Raw genomic sequence first — 23,743 nt, 5'->3', positions numbered from 1 at the left:
AACTCCTCGCCCCCACGAATGTGGGGGAGAGGTGGCCCCGTGTAGCGGGGTCGGTGAGGGGGCGAAGGCGCCGCCTCTTCCATCAGCTCCCGCCTCGATCCGACAAGGCACCGGCCGTGGGCAACACCGCGCAAATGGCGCCCCCGAGCCGGCCCCCTCACCGTCTCGGCCTTCGGCCGATCCACCTCTCCCCCACTCCGTGGGGGCGAGGAATGGGCGCCCTTCATCTCCCTTGGCACGTCTTCACCAGCGTTGGCTCTGGCAAGATGTGTGAATGCTGTAGCCCCTGAGCCCCTGAGCCCCTGAGGGGAGGGATTGAGGGTGGGGTTCCGGCGAAGCCGAACAAAGATTGCGATAATAGCCCTGCCCGCTCCGGCGGTCAGGCCACGTCGCGGCCGGGAGGGGCGGCCGGGGAAATGTAGCCTGCCGGCGTCACCAGAAGCGGCGTGCCGAAGCCCTCTTCCTGCAACTCCGATGCCGCGGCGACGACGCTCTCTTCCTTCGGGTCGAGAACGCTCACCAGCACCCGGGTGTCGTCGTCCATGAGGCGCTCGATCGCCGGGGCATCGGCGGCGCCGCACTCGGCCACCACCAGGTCGTAGGCGGTGGTCAGCGAGTTCATGATGATGGGAAGGCGGTCGATGCCGCGCATGGCGCGGTCGGGTTCGGCCGTGCCGATGGGAATGACGTGGCAGGCCGAATAAAGGTCGGCATGGATGACATCGGCGAACTGGGCCTCGGCCGCCAGGAGATTGGTGATGCCGGGATAGATCTTGCTTTCCAGTGTCGGCCGTGAAACGGCGCCGGAGGCCGTCAGGTCCAGGAGGAGGACGCGCAGCCCCGCGTCGGCCACCTCGCGCGCCACGAGAACGGCCGTCGCGGCGGCCTCGTCGCCCTCGGGCGAGATGAAGATGGCACGCGCCACGCCGGTCGAGATCAGTGCCTCGGCGGCGGCCTCGACGTTCACCTCGCCGAGGCTGCCGATGGCCGGCGCGGCCGGCGCGGGCGGTGCGGGCGGAGCGGGCGGCACGTCTTCGGCCGTGGCAGGCATCCGCACCTGGGGCACCGGCTCGATGTCGCCGGTGGCCGGGCGCAGGGCGCGGCCGCTGAAGAGCTCCTGCAGCAAGACCACGATACCCATCAGGAGGAGAGAACCGGCGAAGGCGGCAAGGGTGATGGGCAGGATCTTCGGGAAGTAGGGCTCGGAGGGCGTGATGGCGCGCGAGAAGATGCGTGCATCCACCGGCAGATAGTTGCGGTCGCCGCGGGCGGCCGCCTCGCGGTAGCGCGTAAGATAGGATTCCAGAAGCTGGCGCTGGGCGGCGGCCTCGCGCTCCAGCGCACGCAGTTCCACCTGCTCCTCGTCGGCGCGGGCCGATTCGGCCTTCAGCGTGTTGAGATCGGCGGTCAGCTCGCGCTCGCGCAGGCGTGCCATTTCAGCCTCCTGCTCCAGCCCCTCCAGCACCTTGCGCGCCTCGATGCGGATCTGCGCGTCGAGATCGGCAAGCTGGGACTGCAGCGCCTTGATATGCGGGTGGTTGTCCAGAAGCGACGTCGACAAGTCGGCGATCTGCGCCCTGAGCTCCACCTGCCGCTCGCGCAGCCGCTGTATGAGGTTGGAGGCCAGCACCTCCGGGACTGTCTCCAGCGCCGCGCCCTGCTCTATGGCGGCGCGTACCGTCTGGCCCCTGGCTTCGGCCGCCGAGCGGTTGGCGCGCACCCGCGACAGTTCGCTCGATAATTCGGACAGTTGCTGCGTGGCGAGCACCGTGTTGTTCTGGCCGATCAAAAGGTCCGACCGGGCGCGGAACTCGGCAACCCGCGCCTCCGCCTCCTTTACGCGGTCGCCCAAGTCGGCGATCTCCGGCTCCAGCCATTCCGTGGCGTTCTCGTTGGACTCCGCCTTCGCCGCGCGCTGGCTCGCCACATAGGCGTCGGCGATGGCATTGGGCACACGCGCCGCCAGTTCCGGATCCTCCGAGGAAAAGCGGATGACGATGACGCGGGAATTTTCGACGCGGTAGACTTCGAGTTTCTCACGGAAGGTATCGAGCACCCGCTCCTCCGGCGGGATGGCGCCGGCATCTCTTTTAAGACCGATGATGACAAGCACCCGGTCGAGGAGCGACTGCCCGTCCGCCTCGAACTCCTCGCGGCTGGCAAGATCGAGCTCCCGTGCCACCTGCGTCAGAATCTGGGTGGAGGCTATGACCTCGACCTGGCTGGCCACGCTCTCTGCGTCCAACGACGCCCGCTCGCCGGTATCGGCCGCCTGCGGGCGCGTGTAGACCGATTCGCCAACCTCGATGAGCACCCTCGTCTCGGCGCGGTAGTGCGGAGTGGCCATCGCCGCGAGCATGAAGGCGATCGCCGTAATAGCAAACGCGAAGAAGGCGATGCGCCACCATTTGCGCCTAAGGCTCGCGAACAAATGGCCGAGGTCGACGTCCACGTCGTTAGCCATCTTCCCACCGCTGGTCATTGCGCCGCACTCCGGAGTCTTCCGGCGTGAAGGTAAACCCACATGGTAACCAGGGGGTTAATCGCGCACGCCCCCCCGTGCCGCCCCAAGCCACCCATAACCGGGCGCTTAACCCTGCATTAACCCTGATGAGCCAATAACCGGGCAGGTCATGAAGCTCTGGCGCATCGGGGGCTCCGGCAGAGAAGTGTGTATCCGGCCATGAAACATCCGACTTCATTCCTCCTCGGGCTTGCAGCGAGCGTTGCCGTTGCGGGCTGCTCGGGCTACCGCCCTGCCCCGCCGGCCTTTCACGAGGCGCTCTACCAGCCCTATGTGATGGACGCGGGCGACCGGCTGCGCATCACGGTCTTCGACCAGCAGAACCTCTCCAACACCTACAGCGTCGACCAGGCGGGCTACATCGCCTTCCCGCTGGTCGGCTCCGTGCCGGCGCGCGGCTTTACGGCCAACCAGATCGAGCAGCAGGTCGCGCAGAAGCTGCGCCAGGGCTACCTGCGCGATCCCGATGTGACGGTGGAGGTCGACCGCTACCGGCCGATCTTCATCATGGGCGAAGTGGGCGCTCCCGGGCAGTATTCCTACGTGCCCGGCATGACCGTCCAGAAGGCCGTCGCGGCGGCCGGCGGCTTCACCCCGCGCGCCAACCAGGCGTTGGTGGACGTCACCCGCCAGATCAACGGCGAGATCCTGACCGGCAGCGTCGTCACGTCCGATCCGCTGCTTCCCGGCGACACGGTCTACGTGCGCGAAAGACTGTTCTGACCGTGTCGGCGTCTGGCGTCCGGTGACCCACGGCCTGCGCATCGTCCATTGCTTCCGCTCGCCGGTCGGCGGCATCTTCCGCCATGTGCGGGATTTGTGCGAGGCGCAGGTCGCCGCCGGCCACGAGGTCGGCATCGTCTGCGATTCCACCACCGGCGGCGCTTTCGAGGATCGGCTCTTCGCCGAGATCCAGGATATCCTGGCGCTCGGCGTCACCCGCACGCCGATACAGCGCCACATCGGACCCGGCGATCTCGGCGCGGCCTTGCGGTCGCTGAGGATCGTCCGGCGCTTGCGGCCGGACGTCCTGCACGGGCACGGCGCCAAGGGCGGCGCCTATGCACGGCTTTTCGGCACCGCGATGCGCGTCAGCCGCCGCCCGGTCGCCCGCCTCTATTCGCCCCATGGCGGCAGCCTGCACTACGACGCCGAGACGCCGGTAGGCCGCTTCTTCTTCGCGCTCGAGGCGCTCATGGAGCGGCTGACCGACCACATCCTGTTCGTCTCGGATTACGAGCGGCGCGCCTATAAGCAAAAGATCGGCGGTCCGCGCGCGCCGACGAGCCTCGTCTACAACGGCTTGCGCGCCGGGGAGTTCGCGCCGGTCGTCGACGCGCCGCAGGCGGCGGACTTCGTCTATATCGGCATGATGCGCGATCTGAAGGGGCCGGACCTCTTCATCGATGCGCTCAAGACGGCGGAAGAGCAGACCGGGCGGACGCTTTCGGCCGTGATGGTGGGGGATGGCGACGGGCGCGACAGGTATGCCGCCCAGGCGGACGCGCTCGGCTTTTCAACAAGGATCACCTTCCGCCCGGCGATGCCGGTGCGCCAGGCCTTCGCGCTCGGCCGCACCATGGTTGTCCCGTCGCGGGCGGAGGCGATGCCCTATATCGTCCTGGAGGCGCTGGCGGCGGGCAAACCCCTCATCGCCACCGCCGTCGGCGGCATTCCGGAAATCTTGGGGGAAGGTTCACCCGCCCTGTGTGCCCCCGCCACCGCCGCGCTCGCCGCGAAGATGACAGCCGTGCTCGCCGACGAGGCGGCCTACCGCTGCAAGATGCCGTCGCGCGAGGAACTGAAGGCCCGCTTCGGCGTCGACGTCATGACCGGCAGGATCGAGGCGATCTACCGCGAGACGCTCGGGCGCTGAGGGATAAGTCCCCGACCCCGCAAGCCAATCCTCCGATCCTTCAACAACAGCGAAGCGCATCAAGGGAATCTTAGGGCCCTTGGTGCTATCCGCCTATAAACCGGTTGTTATGCCCCATGAACAACATCGACCCCATCCACCGCTACAGGAACGGCGCGCGCGGCCAGGCGGAAGGGCCGCGCCAGCGGCAGAAGCCGAATCTCGGCCCCGTGGCGAGGCAGGTAGCGCAGCAATACCGCCAGGACACCTTGTCCCCGGTCATGGTGAGCGGCGTGATGCGGCTGATCGAATTCGCCGTGCTCCTCCTTGCCGGTCTGCAGCTCTATGCCGGCCATGTGGGGCTGACGACGCATCTGTTCGTGCAGTATCCGCTCATCATCGTCGGCGTGGCTCTTGTGGCCGTCTTGCTCATGGAGGTGTCCGACTGCTACCAGCTGTCGGCATTGCGCAGCCCGCTTTCCCAGGCCGGGCGCATCTTCATCATCTGGTCGGGCACCTTCGCGCTTCTGACCGTGGCGCTGTTCTTCCTGAAGATCTCCTCGGAGTTCTCGCGCTTCTGGCTCGGCACCTGGTATGTCAGCGGGCTCATCATCATCATCGTCCTGCGGCTGGCGGCCGCGCACCTCTTCCGCCGCTGGGCGCGCAACGGGCGTATCGAGCGCCGTGCCGTCATCGTCGGCGGCGGCAAGAACGCCGAGACCCTCATCCGCGCCATCGAGCAGCAGCCCTATAACGACATCCGCATCTGCGGCATCTTCGACGACCGCGACGACTCGCGCTCGCCGCCCGTCGTCGCCGGCTACCCGAAGCTCGGCACGGTGGCCGAATTGATCGAGTTCGCCCGCATCGCCCGCATCGACATGATGATCGTGTCGCTGCCGATCACCGCGGAGGCGCGTGTCCTAGCGATGCTGCGCCAGCTGTGGGTGCTGCCCATCGACATCCGGCTGTCGGCGCACTCGAACCACCTGCACTTCCGCCCGCGCGCCTATTCCTACATCGGCTCGGTGCCGATGCTGGACATCTTCGACCGCCCGATCAACGACTGGGACAAGGTCGCCAAGCGCGCCTTCGACATCGTCTTCAGCCTCATCGGCATCGCCGTCTTCTCGCCGGTGATGCTGGCGACGGCCATCGCCATCAAGCTCGACAGCAAGGGCCCCGTCCTCTTCAAGCAGAGGCGGCACGGCTTCAACAACGAGGAGATCGAGGTCTACAAGTTCCGCTCCATGTATGCCGACCAGTGCGACCCGACGGCAAGGAAGGCGGTGACGAAGGGCGACCCGCGCGTGACCCGCGTCGGCCGCTTCATCCGCAGGACCTCCATCGACGAGCTGCCGCAGTTCTTCAACGCGCTCTTCGGCAGCCTTTCGCTCGTCGGCCCGCGCCCGCATGCGGTGGCGGCCGAGGCGCATAATCGTCTGTTCGACGAGGTGGTGGACGGCTATTTCGCCCGCCACCGGGTGAAGCCCGGCGTGACGGGCTGGGCGCAGATCAACGGCTGGCGCGGCGAGCTCGATACGGAAGAAAAGATCAGGAAGCGCACCGAGTACGACCTCCACTACATCGAGAACTGGTCGCTTCTGTTCGACCTCAGGATCCTGTTCCTGACGCCGATCCGCCTTCTCGACACGGAAAACGCCTATTGAACGCACTCGTCCACAGCGGCGACAGCAGCCTTCGTGCGGCGGCAAACGCGCGGCTGATCGCGCTCATCCGCGCCGGCGCCGTCGCGCTCGGCGTTTTCCTGTCTGGCTTCGTGCTGCGCGAGCCGGCGCCTTACGAGCTCTACATGGCCGGGCTGATCGCGGTGTGGGCCGTTTTCGGGCTGCGCATCTCGCGCCACGCGGTGCCGCTTCTGGTGCTCCTTGTCCTGTTCAACATCGGCGGCTTCATCTCCATGAGCCAGCTCGCCGATATCGGCGACATCCCGCTTTACCTCGCCGTCTCGCTGTTCCTCGCCTTCACCGCGGTCTTCTTCGCCGCGATTGTCGAGGCGCAGCCGGGCCTCCTCGATGTCATCTTCGGCGCCTGGGTGGCGGCGGCGGTGGTGACGGCCTTCGCCGGCATCCTCGGCTACTTCCAGGCCCTTCCGGGGGCCGAGATGTTCACGCGCTACGGGCGGGCGGCCGGCGTCTTCGAGGATCCGAACGTCTTCGGCCCGTTTCTCACCCTGCCGGCGATCTACCTGCTTCACCGCATGATGACCGGTCGTGCCGGCGCCGCATTCCTTTCGCTCCCGCCCTTCCTCATCGTCGCGCTCGGCCTCTTCCTCTCCTTCTCGCGCGGCGCATGGGGCCTGTTCCTGTTCTCCGCCGTCATGCTCACCCTCGCCCTCTTCATCCACAACCAGCGTGGGCTCATAAGGCTGAGGATCACCGCCATGTGCATCGCCGCCGTGGTGCTGACCGTCGTCGGGCTCCTGGTGGCGCTGCAGATACCGGCCGTGGCGGATCTCTTCGCTCAACGCGCACAACTGGTCCAGGACTACGATAGCGGCCGCCTCGGCCGTTTCGCCCGCCATGCCATCGGCTTTCTCCTCGCAACCGAGCGTCCGCTCGGCATCGGTCCGCTCGAGTTCGGCCGGATATACGGCGAGGACACGCACAATATCTGGCTGAAGGCGCTGCTTGCCTACTCCTGGCTCGGCTTCGCCGCCTACCTCACCCTCATCGCGTGGACCGTGGCCGCCGCATTCCGCATGCTCTTCCGGGCGCGGCAATGGCAGCCCTATCTTCTGTGCACCTACATCGTCTTCATCGGCCACATCGCGCTGGGCAGTGTGATCGACACGGACCACTGGCGGCATTTCTACCTGATGCTCGGCATGCTGTGGGGGATGATGGCGCTGGAGCAGCGGCGGCAGGCAGGTCTCGGCAAGCCCCTGTCCGCAGCGGTGAATGAAGAAAAACCCCGGCTGAAAATGGTCGGAGCGGCGGGATTCGAACCCACGACCCCTTGACCCCCAGTCAAGTGCGCTACCGGGCTGCGCTACGCTCCGAACCGCGCAAAGCCCTATATTCTCCGGGCTGCCGACGCAAGGGCAAAATCCGTTCCCTGGAACAAAAGCAGGCGGCCACAGGCGTTTGGAAGGCTCTCGTTCAACCACTCAAATGAATATTACGGCGATTTTTATTCCCTGATCGCAAGCACTCACGAGGAATAGATTATTTCCCACTGAAACAAATGATTACTTATAAAAATAAATTAGAGGATTCTCGGCCGAATTTCCCCCTCACTTTCCCTTCTACCGTCTTTGCGCGGGGGTGGAAGCGGCAGGTAATCGTATCGGTCTGCCGTCAACAGGTGGAGGGCCATCCTGATGAAACATCTTCTTGCAGCGCTCGGTTCTGTCGATATCGACCAGAGCGGAACGGTTACGTTCGAGGAGCTGCAAGGGTGGTTCCGGATGTGACGGAGGAGGCCTTCACCGCCGCCGGTATGGATGGAAGTGGCGATCTCCCCCAAGAGAAACGCGCCGCCATCGCCGGCCGGACAACCAATGAGGAACAACCAATGCTGAAGATACTGCTTTCCATGGCGTCGGCCGTGGCTCTTTTCGCCCTTGCCGCCTGCGACAGTGGCGGCACAGCGCCCGAGGGCGACGCGGCTACGGATCAGATGACCACGACCCCGGAAGAGCCGGCCGAGCCGACGCAGTAAGCAGTCGCAGGGTAGTCGAGAAGGGGCGCTTCGGCGCCCCTTTTTCTTGGACCGCCGGTGCCTCGCCCCAGATGGGCGCGGCGCTCTAACGCACCTGGTCGAGCAGGCGCTTGCACTCCAGGAGGTCGAACAGCGTCTCCTGCAGGAGCGCACGATTGTCGCGCGAAAGCCGCCCGTCGTCGGCGGAAACCGGCCCGTCCTCCTCCATCCCCATGCCGAAGAAACGGCGGCTCGGCTTGGCCTTCGGCTTGCCGACGAGCATCTCGTCGTCGGCGCCCTTCTCCTTCGCCTCGGCGAGCTTCTGCTGGGTGATGGCCTCGACGGCGGCCATGTCGCCGCGGCCGATGGCGACGACGAACTGGTTGCCGTTCTCGCGCAGGAGCTTCTGCACGCCCTTGATGGTGTAGCCCTGGTCGTAGAGCATGTGGCGGATGCCCTTGATGAGCTCGACATCCTGCGGCCGGTAATAGCGGCGCCCGCCGCCGCGCTTCATCGGCTTGATCTGCGAGAAGCGCGTCTCCCAGAAGCGCAGCACATGCTGGGGAAGGTCGAGTTCCTCCGCCACCTCGCTGATGGTGCGGAAAGCGTCGGGGCTCTTGTCCATCCGTTCTTCACCTCCTGCGACTCGACGCCCGCCATTTCAACAGGCTGGCGCGCTTCCTGACAAGGCCTGCGAGGAACAGCGAGCATATCACGGCAGAAGGCTACCGCTATGCCGGCGGCGCTCCAGGGCCGATGATTTCCGCAATCGTGCCGTCCGGGCTGTGGAAATGTTGCCAGCTTTCGCCATCGGCATGTTGAACATCACCGATGAAGCCAACCCCTGCTGCGATCATCGCCTGGCGTGTCGCATCGAAATCATCCACCCGGAACCCGACAACCGGTCCGGTCTTGAAGAAGGCGTGAAACGCGTCGCCGGGACCGTAAAGCTCCAACACGGTTCCATCGGAAAGCCTGAATCCCACGAGATCGCCAGCTTGCCGCGTGACCGGAACTCCGATCACGTCGCGAAACAGCCGCACCGTCTCATCGAGCCGGTCGCTTCGCATGCCCACAAACCCGATCCCGCGCACTGCCATCACGTCCCCCGAGAAAAATGGGTTCCATAAGGCCGAACCTATAGACGCAACATCGAATGGGCCAGCCCCAGCATTGCCGTTGCATTTGAAGAGCACGGGAAAAGCGCGCGCAGTCTGGCTGGCAATTTACCTGCGAGCTAACCCGCCTTGCGCGCCTTGCGCTCCTGGTGTGCGCGCAGGATACGGTTCTTGAGCACGTTGGAGGCCTTGAAGGTCATCACCCGGCGCGGCAGGATCGGCACTTCCTCGCCGGTCTTGGGGTTGCGGCCGATGCGCTCGTTCTTCTGGCGCACCTGGAAGGTGGCAAAGGAAGACAGCTTCACCGTCTCCCCACGCACCACCGCGTCGCAGACCTCCTGCAGGACCATCTCGACGATCTGGGCCGATTCGGTGCGCGACAACCCCACCTTTCGGTAGACGGCTTCCGCGAGGTCGGCGCGTGTGATTGTCTTTCCCCCCATCGGCCAACCAACCCTTCGAAACTATTGAAAATACAAAGCGACGCCACGGACGTTACAAAAATTGGCCTGCAAAGGTCAAGAACCGGAGAGGCTAGTCTTAGGGCTAAGAGCGGGATGCGCCCGCATTCGCTCCTTTTATTTGTTTTTGCAGCATTTTTGCGACACTAGTGGTGCGATCCTGACAGATCGCACTCATCTGTCAGGACAAATCGCCCCACTAGATGTTTCCACCCGGCTGCAAATGCTCAAGAGCGTTCACCAGCGCAAAAGCACCGCGCCCCAGGTGAACCCCCCGCCCATCGCCTCCAGAAGCACCAGGTCGCCGCGCTTGATCTTGCCTTCCGCCACTCCGTGGGCGAGCGCCAGGGGAACGGAGGCGGCCGAGGTGTTGCCGTGCAGGTCGACGGTGATGATAACCTTCTCCTCGGCGATGTCGAGTTTTCTCGCCGAGGCGTCGATGATGCGCTTGTTGGCCTGGTGCGGCACGAACCAGTCGAGGTCGTCCGCCGTCACGCCGGCCTTGGCGAAAACATCCTCGATCACGTCGGTGATCATGCCGACCGCGTGCTTGAAGACCTCGCGGCCCTGCATGCGCAGATGGCCCACCGTGCCGGTGGTCGACGGGCCGCCGTCGACATAGAGCTTGTCCTTCTGCGCGCCGTCGGAGCGCAGCGAAGATGCGAGAACGCCGCGGTCGGCGATGGTCCCCTCGCCTTCCACCGCTTCCAGGACCACCGCGCCCGCGCCGTCGCCGAACAGGACGCAGGTGGTGCGGTCGCTCCAGTCGAGGATGCGCGAAAAGGTCTCCGAGCCGATGACCAGCGCGCGCTTGGCAAGCCCGCCGCGAATGTAGAGGTCGGCGGTGGTGATGGCGTAGACGAAGCCGCTGCACACCGCCTGCATGTCGAAGGCATAGCCGTGATGGATGCCGAGCCTGGCCTGGATATCGACCGCGGTGGCGGGGAAGGTGTTGTTGGGGGTAGAGGTCGCCAGGATGATGAGGTCGATATCGGCCGGCTCCAGTCCGGCGTTTTCCAGGGCGTGACGGGCGGCAGCCTCGCCCAGCGAGGCGGTGGTCTCGTCGTCGGAGGCGACGTGGCGCTGGCGGATGCCCGTCCTCTGGACGATCCACTCGTCCGAGGTGTCCACCAACTCCTCGAACTCCTTGTTGGTCATGATGCGGCGCGGCAACGCTGAGCCGACGCCGCGCACGGCGGACCTGATCATCATTCTATCCTACGCGTTGGAAGCCATCTGGCCTGCCATTCCGGCGGGCTTGCGGGCATGGAAAAGGTCGAGAGTGGTGCGCGTCCTGTCGAAGACGCCGCTCTTCACCATCTCATAGCCCAGTTCCACGGCGGCGGCAAAGCCCTCCTCGTCGGCACCGCCATGGCTTTTGACGACGATGCCCTTCAGCCCGAGGAACACCCCGCCGTTGATCTTGCGCACGTCCATCTTCTCACGCAGGCGCTCAAAGGCGCCACGTGCCAATATATAGCCGATGCGCGCCAGAAGGGTGCGACTCATGGCCTCGCGCAGATATTCGGCGATCTGGCGTGCCGTGCCCTCGGCCGATTTCAGCGCGATATTGCCGGAAAAGCCCTCGGTGACCACCACGTCGACCGTGCCCTTGCCGATGTCGTCGCCCTCGACGAAACCCTGGTACTGCATGGTGTCGAGCGCCGCCTCCCGCAGCATGCGGCCGGCCTCCCGGACCTCTTCCTGGCCCTTGATCTCCTCCACTCCGACATTGAGCAGACCCACCGTCGGCCGCTCGATATCGAACAGCGCGTTGGCCATCGCCGCGCCGAGAATGGCGAAATCGACGAGTTGCTGCGCATCGGCACCGATGGTGGCGCCGACGTCGAGCACGATGCTCTCGCCACGGATCGTCGGCCAGATGGCGGCGATGGCCGGGCGCTCGATGTCGGCCATGGTGCGCAGGCAGAATTTCGACATGGCCATCAGCGCGCCGGTATTGCCGGCCGAGATGCAGGCGTCGGCGTCACCTGCCTTGACCGCCTCGATGGCCTTCCACATGGAGGATTTCCAGCGCCCCTGGCGCAAGGCCTGGCTCGGCTTGTCGTCCATGCGCACGGCCACGTCGCAATGCACGAATTCGCTGATGTCCTTGAGCCGCGGCAGTCCGTCGAGCACCGGGCGGACCGCGTCCTCATGACCGAAGATCACAAAACGCGCATCCGGCCGGCGCTCGGCGACCCGGAGGAGGCTTGGAAGTGTGACCTCAGGGCCGTGGTCTCCGCCCATGGCGTCAATCGAAATGCGTATCACGCGTTATATGCCTCGGTTGTTGAGCGAACGGGCCCTTCGCGAAGTGCGGCGAAAATAGCGTTTTTGCACGGCGGCACAACCTCGATTCCGCAGGTTTCCGTGCAAACTCAACCCTTTTCACGCAGCTTCTTGAGCCCTTCATGGAGGGGGCCGGATCCCTCCTCCTTTCCTTCCTCCTCGGCCGGAAGGTCCAGCGTGGCGGTGCTCTTCCTGGGGTAAGGGTCGATGCCGAGGGCGAAAAACTCCTCCGCGAGCGCGCCGAGGTCGATCCTGTCGCCGGTGAAGGCTTCAGGCAGATCCTCACCCTCCGCTTCGACGAGGATTTCGCCGCTCTCGTGGTCGGCGCGGGCGAGCCGCGAGCCGTCGGGCACGAAAAGTGCTGCGATCTCCTCGTCGATTCGCGCGATCAGCGGCTCCAGCGTCACCACGCAAGCCTGCGTGATGTCGGCCTCGACACGGCCCGTCACACGCACGCCGTCGCCTTTCCAGGGCCGCACGCCAAGCTCGGCATAAAAGCGCTGGACCGAGAGCAGATCGTGAGCATGGGCAAGAGCGGCGCGCTGCGCCGCATCGGCCTCGATCGTCACCGTCGTTCCCTTCTGCGGCAGCCGGTTGACCTGAAGCGGGTAGGAGACCGGGCTTTGCGTGCGAAGCGGATCAGCCATTGTCCATCCCTTCCTGCGGCAGGGGCGCGAAGCGCAGCCTGCCGGCGCGCAGATCCTCGTCCGAAAGCGCCTGAAGCGCTTCATGGGCATCCAGCGTATAGGCGGCAAGGGCGTCCGCCTCAATCCATACCGCGCGGTCGGGCGCAATGTTCCGCCTAAGGGCGGCGGCAAGGGCCGTCTCGTCGCCGGCGTCCACGGCGGCGCCATAGGCCGACAACCGGCCGTAGAACATGCGGGCAAGCTTCTTTATCCGCTTCGGCACGCCGAGATCGCCGACGCCCAGTTCGCGCAGCGAATGGTCCACTTCCAGGAAGAAATGATCCGTCAACTCCTGCGCGATCTCCTTCAACGCGCCCTCCTTGCCGCGCAAGCGGTGCAGAAGCAGGAAAAAATGCAGGGCCATCATCTCGAAGCGGCCGAGCGGCGTGTCCGGCGCCCGCCAGTCGGAATAAAGCTGCGGCCGCCGCGCCGCTGCCACGATTTCCCCGTAGAGAGCGTCCACGACAAGGCGGCGGCTGCGCCGGCGCGCGCCGGAAAGCCACTGGAACATGGGGTTGCCCTCCTTCAGGCTGGTTCGGATCGCATATCGCACCGGGCCCGCCGCGAGGTCCGGTTGCATCGGCGCGCAAGCTGGTTTACCGGTTTTGCCGTCGCGTGCAAGGTGACGACCGGGCCGATCCGGTGCAATCGTTCAAGGGAGATGTCGTTGCAGGTGCGGAAAATCAAGACCAACCATGCCTGTCGGTACGTCCTCGCCGCCGCCCTCGGCGGCACCGCGCTGGCGCTTTCGGGATGCAACGCCGCCTCGACGCTGAATGCACGCGAGACGTTCACCCAGGGCTACGTCATCGACGAGCAGGCGCTGGAGCTGGTGCCGGTGGGCTCCAGCCGCGAGCAGGTGCTCTTGGCGCTCGGCACGCCGTCGACGACGGCGACCTTCGACAACGAGGTCTTTTATTACATCTCGCAGAAGCGCGTGCGCGGCGCCGCCTTCATGAGGCCGAAACTTGTCGACCAGCAGGTGCTGGCCGTCTATTTCGGCGACGACCAGCGCGTCACGCAGGTTGCGCACTACGGCATGCAGGACGGCAAGCTGTTCGACTTCGTCTCGCGCACCACGCCGACCGGCGGCAAGGACCAGAACTTCCTCACCCAGATGATCGCCGGCGTCGCCCGCGGCGGCCCGCCCTCCAACCCGCTGGGGGCGCCGACATTTCCCTAAAGACGCAAAGGCCGGCGAGGATCCCTCCCCGCCGGCCTCTTATCGTTTTCCGCCTACTTCAATGCGCCAGCACGGCCAGAAGCAGAAGCGCGATGATGTTGGTGATCTTGATCATCGGGTTCACGGCCGGTCCGGCGGTGTCCTTGTAGGGATCGCCCACCGTGTCGCCGGTGACGGAGGCCTTGTGCGCCTCCGAGCCCTTCTCGTGCTTCACGCCGTCCTTGTCGACGAAGCCGTCCTCGAAGGACTTCTTGGCGTTGTCCCAGGCGCCGCCGCCGGCGGTCATGGAGATGGCGACGAAGAGGCCCGTTGCGATGACGCCCAGAAGCATGGCGCCGACGGAGGCGAAGGCCTCGTTCTTGCCGCCGATCAGGTAGATCACGGCGAAGACGACGAGCGGCGAGAGCACCGGCAGGAGCGAGGGGACGATCATCTCCTTGATCGCCGCCTTGGTCAGAAGGTCGACCGCGCGGCTGTAGTCCGGCTTCTCCTTGCCCTGCATGATGCCCGGCTTCTCGCGGAACTGGCGGCGCACCTCCTCGACGATGGAGCCGGCGGCGCGGCCGACGGCGGTCATCGACAGGCCGCCGAACAGGAAGGGCAAGAGACCGCCGAACAGGAGGCCGACGACCACATAGGGGTTGGACAGCGCGAAATCGACCATCACGCCCTCGAAGAAGGAGCCCGGCTCCGCATTGGCGGCGAAGAACTTCAGGTCCTCCGTATAGGCCGCGAACAGCACCAGCGCGCCGAGGCCGGCCGAGCCGATGGCATAGCCCTTGGTCACCGCCTTGGTGGTGTTGCCGACGGCGTCGAGCGCATCCGTCGTCTGGCGCACCTCTGCCGGCAGATCCGCCATCTCGGCGATGCCGCCGGCGTTGTCGGTGACCGGGCCGAAGGCGTCGAGCGCCACGACCATACCGGCGAGCGCCAGCATCGTGGTGACGGCGATGGCGATGCCGAACAGGCCGGCGAGCGTGTAGCTCACCAGGATGCCGGCGATGATGACCAGCGCCGGCAGCGCCGTCGCCTCCAGCGAGACGGCGAGGCCCTGGATGACGTTGGTGCCATGGCCGGTGACCGAGGCCTGGGCGATGGAGCGCACGGGGCGGAAGCCGACGCCGGTATAATATTCGGTGATCCAGATGATGAGGCCGGTCACCACAAGACCGGCCACGCCGCAGAAGAACAGGCTCGCCCCCGTGAAGGAAGCGCCGCCGGCCTCGAACTCGGTCGAGCCGCCGAGCCAGAGCCAGACGATCAGCGCCAGCGCCACCACGGAAAGGAGGGCCGTGGCCAGGAAGCCCTTATAGAGCGCGCCCATGATGGAGTTGTTGGAGCCGAGCTTGACGAAGAACGTACCGGCGATCGAGGTCACCACGCACGCCGCGCCGATGACCAGCGGGAACAGCATCAGCGTCAACGCCGTCGCGCCGGTAAAGAAGATCGAGGCCAGCACCATGGTGGCGACGACCGTCACCACGTAGGTCTCGAAGAGGTCGGCCGCCATGCCGGCGCAGTCGCCGACATTGTCGCCCACATTGTCGGCGATCGTCGCGGGATTGCGCGGATCGTCCTCGGGAATGCCGGCTTCCACCTTGCCGACGAGGTCGCCGCCGACATCCGCGCCCTTGGTGAAGATGCCGCCGCCAAGGCGCGCGAAGATGGAAATCAGCGAGGCGCCGAAGCCGAGCGCCACCAGCGCGTCGATGACCGTGCGATCGGTCGGCCCGTAGCCCATCGGGCCCGTCAGCGCCCAGAAATAGACCGACACGCCGAGCAGCGCCAGGCCGGCAACCAGAAGGCCGGTGATGGCGCCGGACTTGAAGGCGATGTCGAGGCCGGCGGCCAGGCTCGATGAAGCCGCCTGCGCGGTGCGCACATTGGCGCGCACGGAAACATGCATGCCGATGAAGCCCGCCGTGCCCGAAAGCACCGCGCCGATCAGAAAGCCGAAGGCTGCGGCGGCGGTCAGAAGCCACCAGGCGATCGCAAAGACGACGACGCCGACGATGGCGATGGTCGTGTACTGACGCGTAAGATAGGCCTGTGCACCCTCCCGAATGGCACCGGCGATTTCCTGCATGCGCGCATTGCCCTGATCGGCCGCAAGGACCGATTGCGTCGCCCAGATGGCGTAAAGGACAGAAAGCAGGCCGCAGGCGATGACGACGTAAAGCATGGTCATTGCCAATCAATCCCTCTGATTTCGGCCCGCTGGAACCCCTCCCGGGCCTAGAGAAAGGCCGCGGGAAGAATATTCCCGCAGCCTTAAACTATGGCTTATGCGAAACACACCGCCGAACGTCAAGGTTTTGCCGGCTTTTGGGCTTCACCGCAGCGCCGCGCGCGCCCGCCGCCGCCCCAGCGCCAGCAGGCCCAGCACCAGGAGCCCGGCGCCAGCCACGGGGAAGATCACCCAGTTCAGCATCTCCCAGCCGAAGGCGTTGTAGACGCGGCCGGACATGAGCGAGGCGAAGGCGACGGTGGAGAAAAGCACGAGGTCGTGCACGCCCTGCACCTTGTTCTTCTCCGAAAGATGATAGCAGTCGGCGACCATGGCCGTGGCGCCGATGAAGCCGAAGTTCCACCCCACGCCGAGAAGGATGAGCGCCAGCCAGAACTGCCAGAGCTCGATGCCCGACAGCGCCACCACTCCGCAGCCGATGAGGAGCGCGAGCCCGGTCGCCACGATCCGCTCCTTGCCGAATCGCGCGATGAGGCGGCCGGTGAAGAAGCTGGGCGCGAACATCGCCAGCACGTGCCAGGAAATGCCGAGCGTCGCCTCGTCGGGCGAAAAACCGCAGCCCACCATGGCAAGCGGCGCCCCCGTCATCACGAAACTCATCAGCGCGAAAGCGCTGACGCCGCACAGGAGCGCGACGATGAAGCGCGGCTGCGACATGATTTCCAACAACGGCCGCGCCGGCTGATGGTCGTCGAGCGCCGCCGAAGGCGCGTCCTTGGGCAGGCGAAGCAGCGACAGGATCAGGGCGCCGATGGCGGCAAGGCCGATGATCCCCACGAAGGCGCCGGCGAACATGACGGGCGCGAACATCTCGCGCGTGTGGATGGCCGTCTGCGGCCCGATGACGGCGGAGAAGATGCCGCCGCTCAGCACCCAGGCGATGGCACGCGGCTTGAAATCGGCCGGCGCGTTGTCGACGGCCGCGAAGCGATACTGCTGTGTGAAGGCCGTCCCGGCGCCGACCAGGAGCATGCCGAACGCGAACAGCCAGAAATCGGCCTGAAACAGCGCGAATGCGGCGACGGCGCCGCCCAGCGCGTTTGCCCCGGCCCCGGCGACCAGGCCGTAGCGCCGGCCGATCGCGCGCATCAGCATCGCCGCCGGAAGCGCGGCGAGCGCCACGCCGACATTGAAGCCGGTGACCGGCGCGGTGGCGAGCGATTTGTCCGCGCCGAGCAGGTAGCTTCCTGCAAGGCCCCCCATGGAGATGGCGATGGGCGCCGAGGCACCGACGATGGCCTGCGCGGCGGCGAGAATCAGTGCCGTGCGTTTGGCCTCGCGGTAGAGTGCCTCATCGCTCACGAGACATCCTTCCCCCTGCCCTCTTTGCGGCTGGCGCGCGCCACGCGGTCGAGCACGGCGTTGACCACCTTCGGCTCGTCCTCCTCGTAGAACGCCTTGGCGATGTCGACATATTCGGAGATGATGACGGCGACCGGCACGTCCGCCCGCTCGGTCAGCTCGTAGACGCCGGCGCGTAAGATGGCGCGCAGCGTCGAATCGAGGCGGGAGAGCGGCCAGTCCTCAAGCAGCGAGCGGCGGATGACCGGGTCGATCGTCTTCTGGTTCTCGACCACGCCTGCAAGGATGGCGCGGAACCATTGCGGGTCCGCCTCGCGGTAGAGATCGCCGTCGACCTCCTTGCCGAGACGGAATGATTCGTATTCCGCCGTCGTCTCCAGAAGGCCCGTGCCGCCCACATCCATCTGGTAGAGCGCCTGCACGGCGGCCAGCCGCGCGGCGCCCCGCTTGTTGGCCGGGCGGAAGTTGACCGGCTCGCCGGCTCCTGAAGGATGCGCCACCTCAGGCCCCCAATCGCTCTTTCAATTCGATCATGCGCAGCGCCGCTTGCGCTGCTGCATATCCCTTTCCGCCGGTGGCGTTCGAACCTTCGCTCTTCTCGATTCGCGCCAGCGCCTGCGCCTCGTTCTCGACCGTCAGGATGCCGTTGCCGACCGCCAGCGAATGCTTAACGGCCAGGTCCATCAGGGCACGGCTCGATTCGTTGGCGACAATGTCGAAATGATAGGTCTCGCCGCGGATCACGCAACCCAGCGCCACGAAACCGTCATAGACCGTGCCGCCCTTCCCCGCCGCCGAAACCGCATAGGCAACCGCCGGCGGAACCTCCAGCGCGCCGGGCACGGTGACAACATCGTAGCTGGCACCCGCCGCTTCCAGCGCCGCCTTGGCGCCGGCGAGAAGGCCGTCGGCCAGGTGGTCGTAGAAGCGCGCTTCGACGATGAGAATTTTTGGGGAAGTCGTATCGGCCATCAGTCTCTCCGGGATCGTCGGTGACTTAGGCCGAAGCCTTCTGCTTAGCAAGCGGTTCGTTGGGATAGGGGCATGGGCGGCACGCAAGACTGCGCCGAACACGATGGAATAGCATTGAAGGAGCCGGCACACGTCGCCACCACCCCCTTCCGCCTGCCGGCACCTCCCCCACAAGGGGGGAGGAAGGCTGGCCGCTTGCTCCGGCGCTTCTTTTGCAACGCTGGCGATTGGCGAAGGCCGTCGCGACGGCTTTCCTCCCCCCTTGTGGGGGAGGTGCCGGCAGGCGGAGGGGGGTGGTGGCGCCCGCGTGCCGGCATAAAAAAGCCAGCGCGGAACCTAAGCGTCCGCCGCCTCCGCAAGCCGCGCGGCATAGCGGGCCATCGTGTCCACCTCGATATTGACCCTATCCCCCACCTGCCGCTCGCCCCAGGTGGTCACGGCAAGCGAGTGATGGATGAGGAGCACGTCGAAGCGATTCTTGTCGACACGGTTGACCGTCAGCGACGTGCCGTCGAGCGCCACCGAGCCCTTGGGCGCGACGTACCTGGCCAGTTCCGCCGGCGCCTCGAGCACGAAGCGCACTGCCTCGCCCTCTTCCAGCCGCTCGACGATCTCCGCCGTGCCGTCCACGTGGCCGGAGACGATGTGGCCGCCCAATTCGTCGCCGACCTTCAGCGGCCGCTCCAGGTTGACCCGCGTGCCCTCGCCCCACGCGGCGGCCGTCGTCAGCCGCAGCGCCTCCTCCCACGCTTCCACCTCGAACCAGTGCCGGTTGGAGCCTGCCTCCGGCAGAGCGACGACGGTCAGGCACACGCCGGCGCAGGCGATGGAGGCGCCGATGTCGATGGTCGCCGGATCGTAGCGCGTCTCGATGCGCAGCCGCGCGCCCTTCGCAAGGGGCCGGACCGCCTGCACCGTTCCCACGTCCGTGACGATCCCCGTGAACATCAGTGTGCCCTCGCATATTCGAGATAGCCGTCGTCGCCGAAGCGGGCTTCGCGGAGCTTCGTGAAGCCGTCAGGGATATGGTCGGGATTAACGGGCGATGCAATGCCGTGCGGGCCTATTTCGCCGGGGCCAATGAAGAGGCAAAGGCGGTCGACAAGGTTCTCGGCCAGAAACGCCTCTGCCGTGTAGGCGCCGCCTTCCACGAGAAGGCTCGAGATGCCGCGCGCGGCAAGGTCTTCCAGAAGCTCCGGCAGGGCGATCTGGCCGTTTACCGCCTCGACGGCAAGGAAGTCGACGCCCGCCTTGGCCAGAGCCGCCCGGCGCGCCGCATCCGCATCCCGCGCGGCGGTAAGGAGCACCGGCATGTCGCGCGCGGTGCGGGCCAACTCAGAATCGAGCGGCAGGCGCAGACGGCGGTCGAGCACGATGCGCGCCGGCGAGCGGGCTTCCAGCCCCGGCAGACGGCAGGTCAGCGCCGGGTCGTCGGCCAATGCCGTGCCGATGCCGACGAGGATGGCATCGGCCTCGGCGCGCATCAGGTGGACCTGGCGGCGGGCAATCTCGGCGGTGATGGGCACCTGCCCCTCCCCCCCAACGCCGATCTTGCCGTCGGCGGAAAGGGCAAGCTTGAGAATCACTTCCGGCCGCTTTCTCAAGGACCGTATGAGATACCCTTTCATCAGGTCGGCGGCCGCATCGGCCAAAACGCCCTCCACCACCTCGATGCCGGCCGCGCGCAGGATGGCGTAGCCCTTGCCGCTGACGCGCGGGTCCGGGTCGCTCGCAGCGCCCACCACGCGCTTCACGCCGGCGGTCACGAGCGCCTCCGCGCAAGGCGGGGTGCGCCCGTGATGGGCGCAGGGTTCCAGCGTCACATAGGCCGTCGCGCCCCGCGCCAACGCCCCCGCCTCCTCGAGCGCCTGCGCCTCGGCATGCGGCCTGCCGCCCACGGCCGTCACCGCGCGCCCGACGATGCGGCCGTCACGCACGATAAGCGTGGCAACGGAGGGATTGGCGGCCGTCAGACCGAGATGGCGGCGCGACAGGCGGATGGCGGCGGCCATGAAGCGCCGGTCGGTCTCCTCAAGACCGGCAAGCGGGGTGGGAGCGCCCTTGTCCGGCATCGCTCACTCCAGGTCCGGCTCGCCCTTGAGCTCGCCCAACACGTCCTGAAAGTCCTTCGCCTCGCGGAAATTCCGGTAGACGGAAGCGAAGCGGACATAGGCGACGTCGTCGAGCGACTTCAGCGCCTCCATGACCAGGAGGCCGATCTGGTCGGAAGGAATCTCGCTCTCGCCCGAGTTCTCGAGCTGGCGCACGATCCCGGTCACCGCGCGCTCCACGCGCTCGGGGTCGACATTGCGCTTTCTCAGCGCGATGTCGAAGGAGCGCATCAGCTTGTCGCGGTCGAACGGCACCTTCCGGCCCGAGCGCTTGACCACCACGAGATCGCGCAGCTGCACGCGCTCGAAGGTGGTGAAGCGGCCGCCGCAATCGGGGCAGGCGCGGCGGCGGCGGATGGCGGCACCGTCCTCGGCGGGCCGCGAATCCTTCACCTGGGTGTCCTCGGACTGGCAGTATGGGCAGCGCATGGCAGCCTTTTCTTGGCAGGTTTGCTTGTCGCGTCAGCCTTACCCCAGATAGGGGTAGAGCGGAAAGCGGTCGAGGAGGCCTTCAACCTTCTTCTTGACCGCCTCCTCGACGGCCAGGTTGCCCTCGTCGGAATTGGCCGCTTTCAGCCCGTCCAGCACCTCGGCGATCAACTGGCCCACCTGAGCGAACTCGGCGACGCCGAAGCCGCGCGTCGTGCCGGCGGGGGTGCCGAGGCGGATGCCGGAGGTGACGAAGGGCTTTTCCGGGTCGAAGGGGATGCCGTTCTTGTTGCAGGTGATGTTGGCCCGCCCAAGGGCTGCCTCGGCGCGCTTGCCCGTCGCGTTCTTGGGGCGCAGGTCCACCAGCATCAGATGGTTGTCCGTGCCGCCGGAGACGATATCGAGGCCGGTCTCCTGGAGGCTCGCGGCAAGCGCCCGGGCGTTTGCCACCACCTGGTGCGCGTAAGCCTTGAACTCGGGCTGCAGCGCCTCGCCCAGCGCCACCGCCTTGGCGGCGATGACGTGCATCAGCGGCCCGCCCTGCAGGCCGGGGAAGACGGCGGAATTGAGCTTCTTGGCGATGGCCTCGTCGTTGGCCAGGATCATGCCGCCGCGCGGACCGCGAAGCGACTTGTGCGTGGTGGTCGTCACCACATGGGCATGCGGCAGGGGCGAAGGATGCGCGTCGCCCGCCACCAGGCCGGCGATGTGCGCCATGTCGACCATCAGGTAAGCGCCGACGCTGTCGGCGATCTCGCGAAAGCGCTTCCAGTCCCAGACGCGCGAATAGGCCGTTCCGCCGGCCAGGATCAGCTTCGGCTTCTTCTCGTGCGCCAGCCGCTCCACCTCGTCCATGTCGAGGAGATGGTCGTCCTGGCGCACGCCGTAGGAGACGACGTTGAACCATTTGCCGGACATGTTGACGGGCGAGCCGTGGGTGAGATGGCCGCCGGAATTCAGGTCCAGCCCCATGAAGGTGTCGCCGGGCTGCAGCAGCGCCAGGAACACCGCCTGGTTCATCTGGCTGCCTGAGTTGGGCTGCACATTGGCGAAGTTGCAGCTGAAGAGCTCCTTGGCGCGGGCGATCGCCAGCTCCTCCACCACGTCGACGAACTGGCAGCCGCCATAGTAGCGCTTGCCGGGATAGCCCTCGGCGTATTTGTTGGTGAGCACGGTGCCCTGCGCTTCCATCACCGCGCGGGAGACGATGTTTTCCGAGGCGATCAGCTGGATCTCGTCGCGTTGGCGACCGAGCTCGTTGCGGATCGCGTCGAAGATGTCGCGGTCGGTTTCCTCGAGCGGCCTTGAGAAGAAGGTCTCGGTCTCGACGGCGGCGGCGGACGCATGTGCCATGGCGATATCACCCCTTGCGCTGGAAGCTCATGATGCGTGGCGGAACCCGCGCGCCCTTAGCACTTTTCCAGGACCGCCACCACGTCTTGTGCCGATTTTTTGAGCCGGTGCGACATAGAGGGCGACATGCCGCGGCGCGGATAGGCTGGGAATGCGAAAAGGCCGCCCCGAAGGAGCGGCCTTTGAACGGAACTCCCAGGTGAGGGTCGCTACAGCGCGGTGGAAATCTGCAGCTCCTGCTGGCCGTCGCGGCCGTAGATGTCGTCGCGGAAGTGGATCGCGCCGTCGCCCGTCGACCAGGCCGAGATGTAGGTGAAGTAGACCGGCACCGGACTGGCGACGGGAATGCGCTTGTCTTCCTCGGTCTGGATCGTCGTCTCGATCGTGCGCCGGTCCCAGCCGGGCGTGTCGCGCAGGATCCACGTCACCAGGTCGCGCACGTTCTGCACGCGCACGCAGCCGGAGGAGTGGAAGCGCGCCTGATCGCCGAACAGCTGCTGCTGCGGCGTATCGTGCATGTAGACCGCATGCTCGTTGGGGAAGTTGATCTTGACGGTGGCCATGGCGTTGATGCGGCCGGGATCCTGGCGGAAGCGGTATTTGGCCGCGTCGTCCGTCGACCAGTCGACGCTCAACGGATCGACCTCGGTGCCGTCCGGCGCGATCAGGCGGATGCTGTTGTCCGTCAGGTAGTTGGGATCCTCGCGCATCTTCGGGATGATGTCCTTGCGGACGATGGACACCGGCGCGTTCCAGTACGGGTTGAGGATGATCTCGTTGATATTGGAGTTCAGCACCGGCGTCTGCCGGTCGACCTTGCCGACGATCGCCGTGTGGCGCAGGAAGACGCGGCCATTCTCCACCGCCTCGATCGAGGCCGCGGGGATGTTGACCGTCACCAGGCGGCCGTCGAGGGGATTCGCCGTCATCTCGCGCAAGCGCCCAAGGTTCGTCTGCAGCTGGCCGAGACGGATCGGCGCCGAGACGTTGAGCGCGGAATAGGTGTACTGGCCCGTAACGCCGTCGGCGGGCAGGCCGTGGCGGGCCTGGAACCGCTTCAGCGCCGCATCGACGTAGGAATCGAAGGCAGGCGACATGCCTGCCTGCTGGGACAGGTCCTCGGAGATCATCAGCCGGCGGCGCAGGATTTCCACATCCGGATCGACGACGCCGAGCTGCAGCTTCTTGGTGGCCGGCACCATGGGCCAGCCGCCGCGCCCGACGATGTCCGAATACCGGGCGATGGCACGCTCGACATTGCTCGCCGTCTGCTGGCTGAGAATGGGTTGGGTGGAAGAGACGTTGCCGACTTGCGCCGCCTGGGCGTCGAACCGGTCACCCCAACTGCCCCGCCGCGGGGAATTGATGATGGCATCGATTGCATTCTGTGCCCTGGCGGAGCCTGCAAGGGCCGCAGCGGCCGCTGCAGCACCGGCTCCGGTAAGGAAAAGGCGGCGGTTGGATTTCATGTTTACCGAACCCTCAACGTAAAACCCGGATTGTCTGGCTTTCGAACGTGCACGAAACAGCGTTAATTTTTCGCCAA

Annotated in this window: 23 protein-coding genes and 1 tRNA gene; 6 read left to right on the top strand and 18 right to left on the bottom strand. The window is 66.1% G+C overall.

What is annotated here, in order from left to right:
• Window positions 1-379 precede the first annotated feature (379 nt).
• Entirely contained in the window at window positions 380-2,482 is a 2,103-nt protein-coding gene (locus GM910_RS04395; RefSeq protein ID WP_159586307.1) for a GumC family protein, read from the bottom strand.
• 201 nt (window positions 2,483-2,683) lie between these two features.
• Here GM910_RS04395 and GM910_RS04390 point away from each other — a divergent pair, with 201 nt between their 5' ends.
• The 4 genes from GM910_RS04390 (at window position 2,684) to GM910_RS04375 (ending at window position 7,362) form a co-directional block, all read left to right on the top strand.
• Window positions 2,684-3,247, top strand: a complete 564-nt coding sequence (locus GM910_RS04390) for a polysaccharide biosynthesis/export family protein (protein WP_159586306.1) — start codon at window positions 2,684-2,686, stop codon at window positions 3,245-3,247.
• Between the two features lie 22 nt (window positions 3,248-3,269).
• Window positions 3,270-4,400, top strand: coding sequence for a glycosyltransferase family 4 protein (locus GM910_RS04385; protein ID WP_159586305.1), 1,131 nt, complete (start codon window positions 3,270-3,272; stop codon window positions 4,398-4,400).
• Between the two features lie 116 nt (window positions 4,401-4,516).
• Window positions 4,517-6,049, top strand: a complete 1,533-nt coding sequence (locus tag GM910_RS04380) for an undecaprenyl-phosphate glucose phosphotransferase (protein WP_159586304.1) — start codon at window positions 4,517-4,519, stop codon at window positions 6,047-6,049.
• The gene (locus GM910_RS04375; protein WP_159586303.1) at window positions 6,046-7,362 is read left to right on the top strand and encodes an O-antigen ligase family protein; all 1,317 of its coding nucleotides are present in this window, start codon (window positions 6,046-6,048) and stop codon (window positions 7,360-7,362) included. The genes GM910_RS04380 and GM910_RS04375 overlap by 4 nt, the downstream gene beginning before the upstream one ends.
• Here GM910_RS04375 and GM910_RS04370 read toward each other — a convergent pair.
• Window positions 7,325-7,401: transfer RNA gene (locus GM910_RS04370), tRNA-Pro, on the bottom strand. The genes GM910_RS04375 and GM910_RS04370 overlap by 38 nt on opposite strands.
• Window positions 7,402-7,916: 515 nt before the next feature.
• Here GM910_RS04370 and GM910_RS04365 point away from each other — a divergent pair.
• Complete coding sequence (locus tag GM910_RS04365; protein WP_159586302.1) at window positions 7,917-8,063, top strand: hypothetical protein; 147 nt, start codon at window positions 7,917-7,919, stop codon at window positions 8,061-8,063.
• A gap of 85 nt (window positions 8,064-8,148) precedes the next feature.
• Here the strand turns inward: GM910_RS04365 and GM910_RS04360 are convergent, their stop codons facing one another.
• The 7 genes from GM910_RS04360 to GM910_RS04330 all read right to left on the bottom strand — a co-directional run bounded on the left by GM910_RS04360 (window position 8,149) and on the right by GM910_RS04330 (window position 13,110).
• A complete protein-coding gene (locus GM910_RS04360; protein ID WP_159586301.1) occupies window positions 8,149-8,667 on the bottom strand; it encodes a MerR family transcriptional regulator in 519 nt (172 codons plus the stop codon).
• A 106-nt stretch (window positions 8,668-8,773) separates the two neighbouring features.
• Complete coding sequence (locus GM910_RS04355) at window positions 8,774-9,142, bottom strand: VOC family protein (protein WP_159586300.1); 369 nt, start codon at window positions 9,140-9,142, stop codon at window positions 8,774-8,776.
• Window positions 9,143-9,279: 137 nt separating this feature from the next.
• Complete coding sequence (locus GM910_RS04350) at window positions 9,280-9,603, bottom strand: integration host factor subunit alpha (protein WP_159586299.1); 324 nt, start codon at window positions 9,601-9,603, stop codon at window positions 9,280-9,282.
• A 255-nt stretch (window positions 9,604-9,858) separates the two neighbouring features.
• Window positions 9,859-10,830 (bottom strand): beta-ketoacyl-ACP synthase III, encoded by a 972-nt coding sequence (locus tag GM910_RS04345; RefSeq protein ID WP_159586298.1) that lies wholly within the window; start codon window positions 10,828-10,830, stop codon window positions 9,859-9,861.
• A gap of 9 nt (window positions 10,831-10,839) precedes the next feature.
• Window positions 10,840-11,895, bottom strand: a complete 1,056-nt coding sequence (gene plsX, locus GM910_RS04340) for a phosphate acyltransferase PlsX (RefSeq protein WP_159586297.1) — start codon at window positions 11,893-11,895, stop codon at window positions 10,840-10,842.
• A gap of 107 nt (window positions 11,896-12,002) precedes the next feature.
• Window positions 12,003-12,560 carry a YceD family protein gene (locus tag GM910_RS04335; protein WP_159586296.1) on the bottom strand — a complete coding sequence of 186 codons (558 nt, stop codon included), beginning with the start codon at window positions 12,558-12,560 and terminating at the stop codon, window positions 12,003-12,005.
• Entirely contained in the window at window positions 12,553-13,110 is a 558-nt protein-coding gene (locus tag GM910_RS04330; protein WP_159586295.1) for a ubiquinol-cytochrome C chaperone family protein, read from the bottom strand. Before GM910_RS04330 ends, GM910_RS04335 begins: the two co-directional genes overlap by 8 nt.
• Before the next feature lie 150 nt (window positions 13,111-13,260).
• Here GM910_RS04330 and GM910_RS04325 point away from each other — a divergent pair, with 150 nt between their 5' ends.
• Window positions 13,261-13,782 carry an outer membrane protein assembly factor BamE gene (locus GM910_RS04325; RefSeq protein WP_159586294.1) on the top strand — a complete coding sequence of 174 codons (522 nt, stop codon included), beginning with the start codon at window positions 13,261-13,263 and terminating at the stop codon, window positions 13,780-13,782.
• 58 nt (window positions 13,783-13,840) lie between these two features.
• Here GM910_RS04325 and GM910_RS04320 read toward each other — a convergent pair whose 3' ends face one another.
• The 9 genes from GM910_RS04320 to GM910_RS04280 form a co-directional block, all read right to left on the bottom strand.
• Window positions 13,841-15,970, bottom strand: coding sequence for a sodium-translocating pyrophosphatase (locus GM910_RS04320; protein WP_159586293.1), 2,130 nt, complete (start codon window positions 15,968-15,970; stop codon window positions 13,841-13,843).
• A gap of 144 nt (window positions 15,971-16,114) precedes the next feature.
• Window positions 16,115-17,332: an MFS transporter gene (locus GM910_RS04315; RefSeq protein WP_159586292.1), complete on the bottom strand. Its 1,218-nt coding sequence runs from the start codon at window positions 17,330-17,332 to the stop codon at window positions 16,115-16,117.
• Window positions 17,329-17,832 carry a transcription antitermination factor NusB gene (nusB, locus tag GM910_RS04310; protein WP_159586291.1) on the bottom strand — a complete coding sequence of 168 codons (504 nt, stop codon included), beginning with the start codon at window positions 17,830-17,832 and terminating at the stop codon, window positions 17,329-17,331. Before nusB ends, GM910_RS04315 begins: the two co-directional genes overlap by 4 nt.
• A 1-nt stretch (window position 17,833) precedes the next feature.
• Window positions 17,834-18,304, bottom strand: coding sequence for a 6,7-dimethyl-8-ribityllumazine synthase (gene ribH, locus GM910_RS04305; protein ID WP_159586290.1), 471 nt, complete (start codon window positions 18,302-18,304; stop codon window positions 17,834-17,836).
• 336 nt (window positions 18,305-18,640) lie between these two features.
• Entirely contained in the window at window positions 18,641-19,252 is a 612-nt protein-coding gene (locus GM910_RS04300) for a riboflavin synthase (protein ID WP_159586289.1), read from the bottom strand.
• A complete protein-coding gene (gene ribD, locus GM910_RS04295) occupies window positions 19,252-20,376 on the bottom strand; it encodes a bifunctional diaminohydroxyphosphoribosylaminopyrimidine deaminase/5-amino-6-(5-phosphoribosylamino)uracil reductase RibD (RefSeq protein WP_159586288.1) in 1,125 nt (374 codons plus the stop codon). The genes GM910_RS04300 and ribD overlap by 1 nt, the downstream gene beginning before the upstream one ends.
• Before the next feature lie 3 nt (window positions 20,377-20,379).
• Window positions 20,380-20,844, bottom strand: coding sequence for a transcriptional regulator NrdR (gene nrdR / locus GM910_RS04290; RefSeq protein ID WP_159586287.1), 465 nt, complete (start codon window positions 20,842-20,844; stop codon window positions 20,380-20,382).
• A gap of 39 nt (window positions 20,845-20,883) precedes the next feature.
• Entirely contained in the window at window positions 20,884-22,197 is a 1,314-nt protein-coding gene (gene glyA, locus GM910_RS04285; protein ID WP_159586286.1) for a serine hydroxymethyltransferase, read from the bottom strand.
• Window positions 22,198-22,406: 209 nt separating this feature from the next.
• Window positions 22,407-23,666 (bottom strand): L,D-transpeptidase family protein, encoded by a 1,260-nt coding sequence (locus GM910_RS04280; RefSeq protein WP_159586285.1) that lies wholly within the window; start codon window positions 23,664-23,666, stop codon window positions 22,407-22,409.
• Between the last annotated feature and the right edge of the window lie 77 nt (window positions 23,667-23,743).

The sequence above is a fragment of the Chelativorans xinjiangensis genome (assembly GCF_009812055.1).
Classification (GTDB): Bacteria; Pseudomonadota; Alphaproteobacteria; order Rhizobiales; family Rhizobiaceae; genus Chelativorans; species Chelativorans xinjiangense.
Note: the sequence above shows the minus strand (reverse complement) of the source record. Positions and strands in the feature narration are given on the sequence as shown.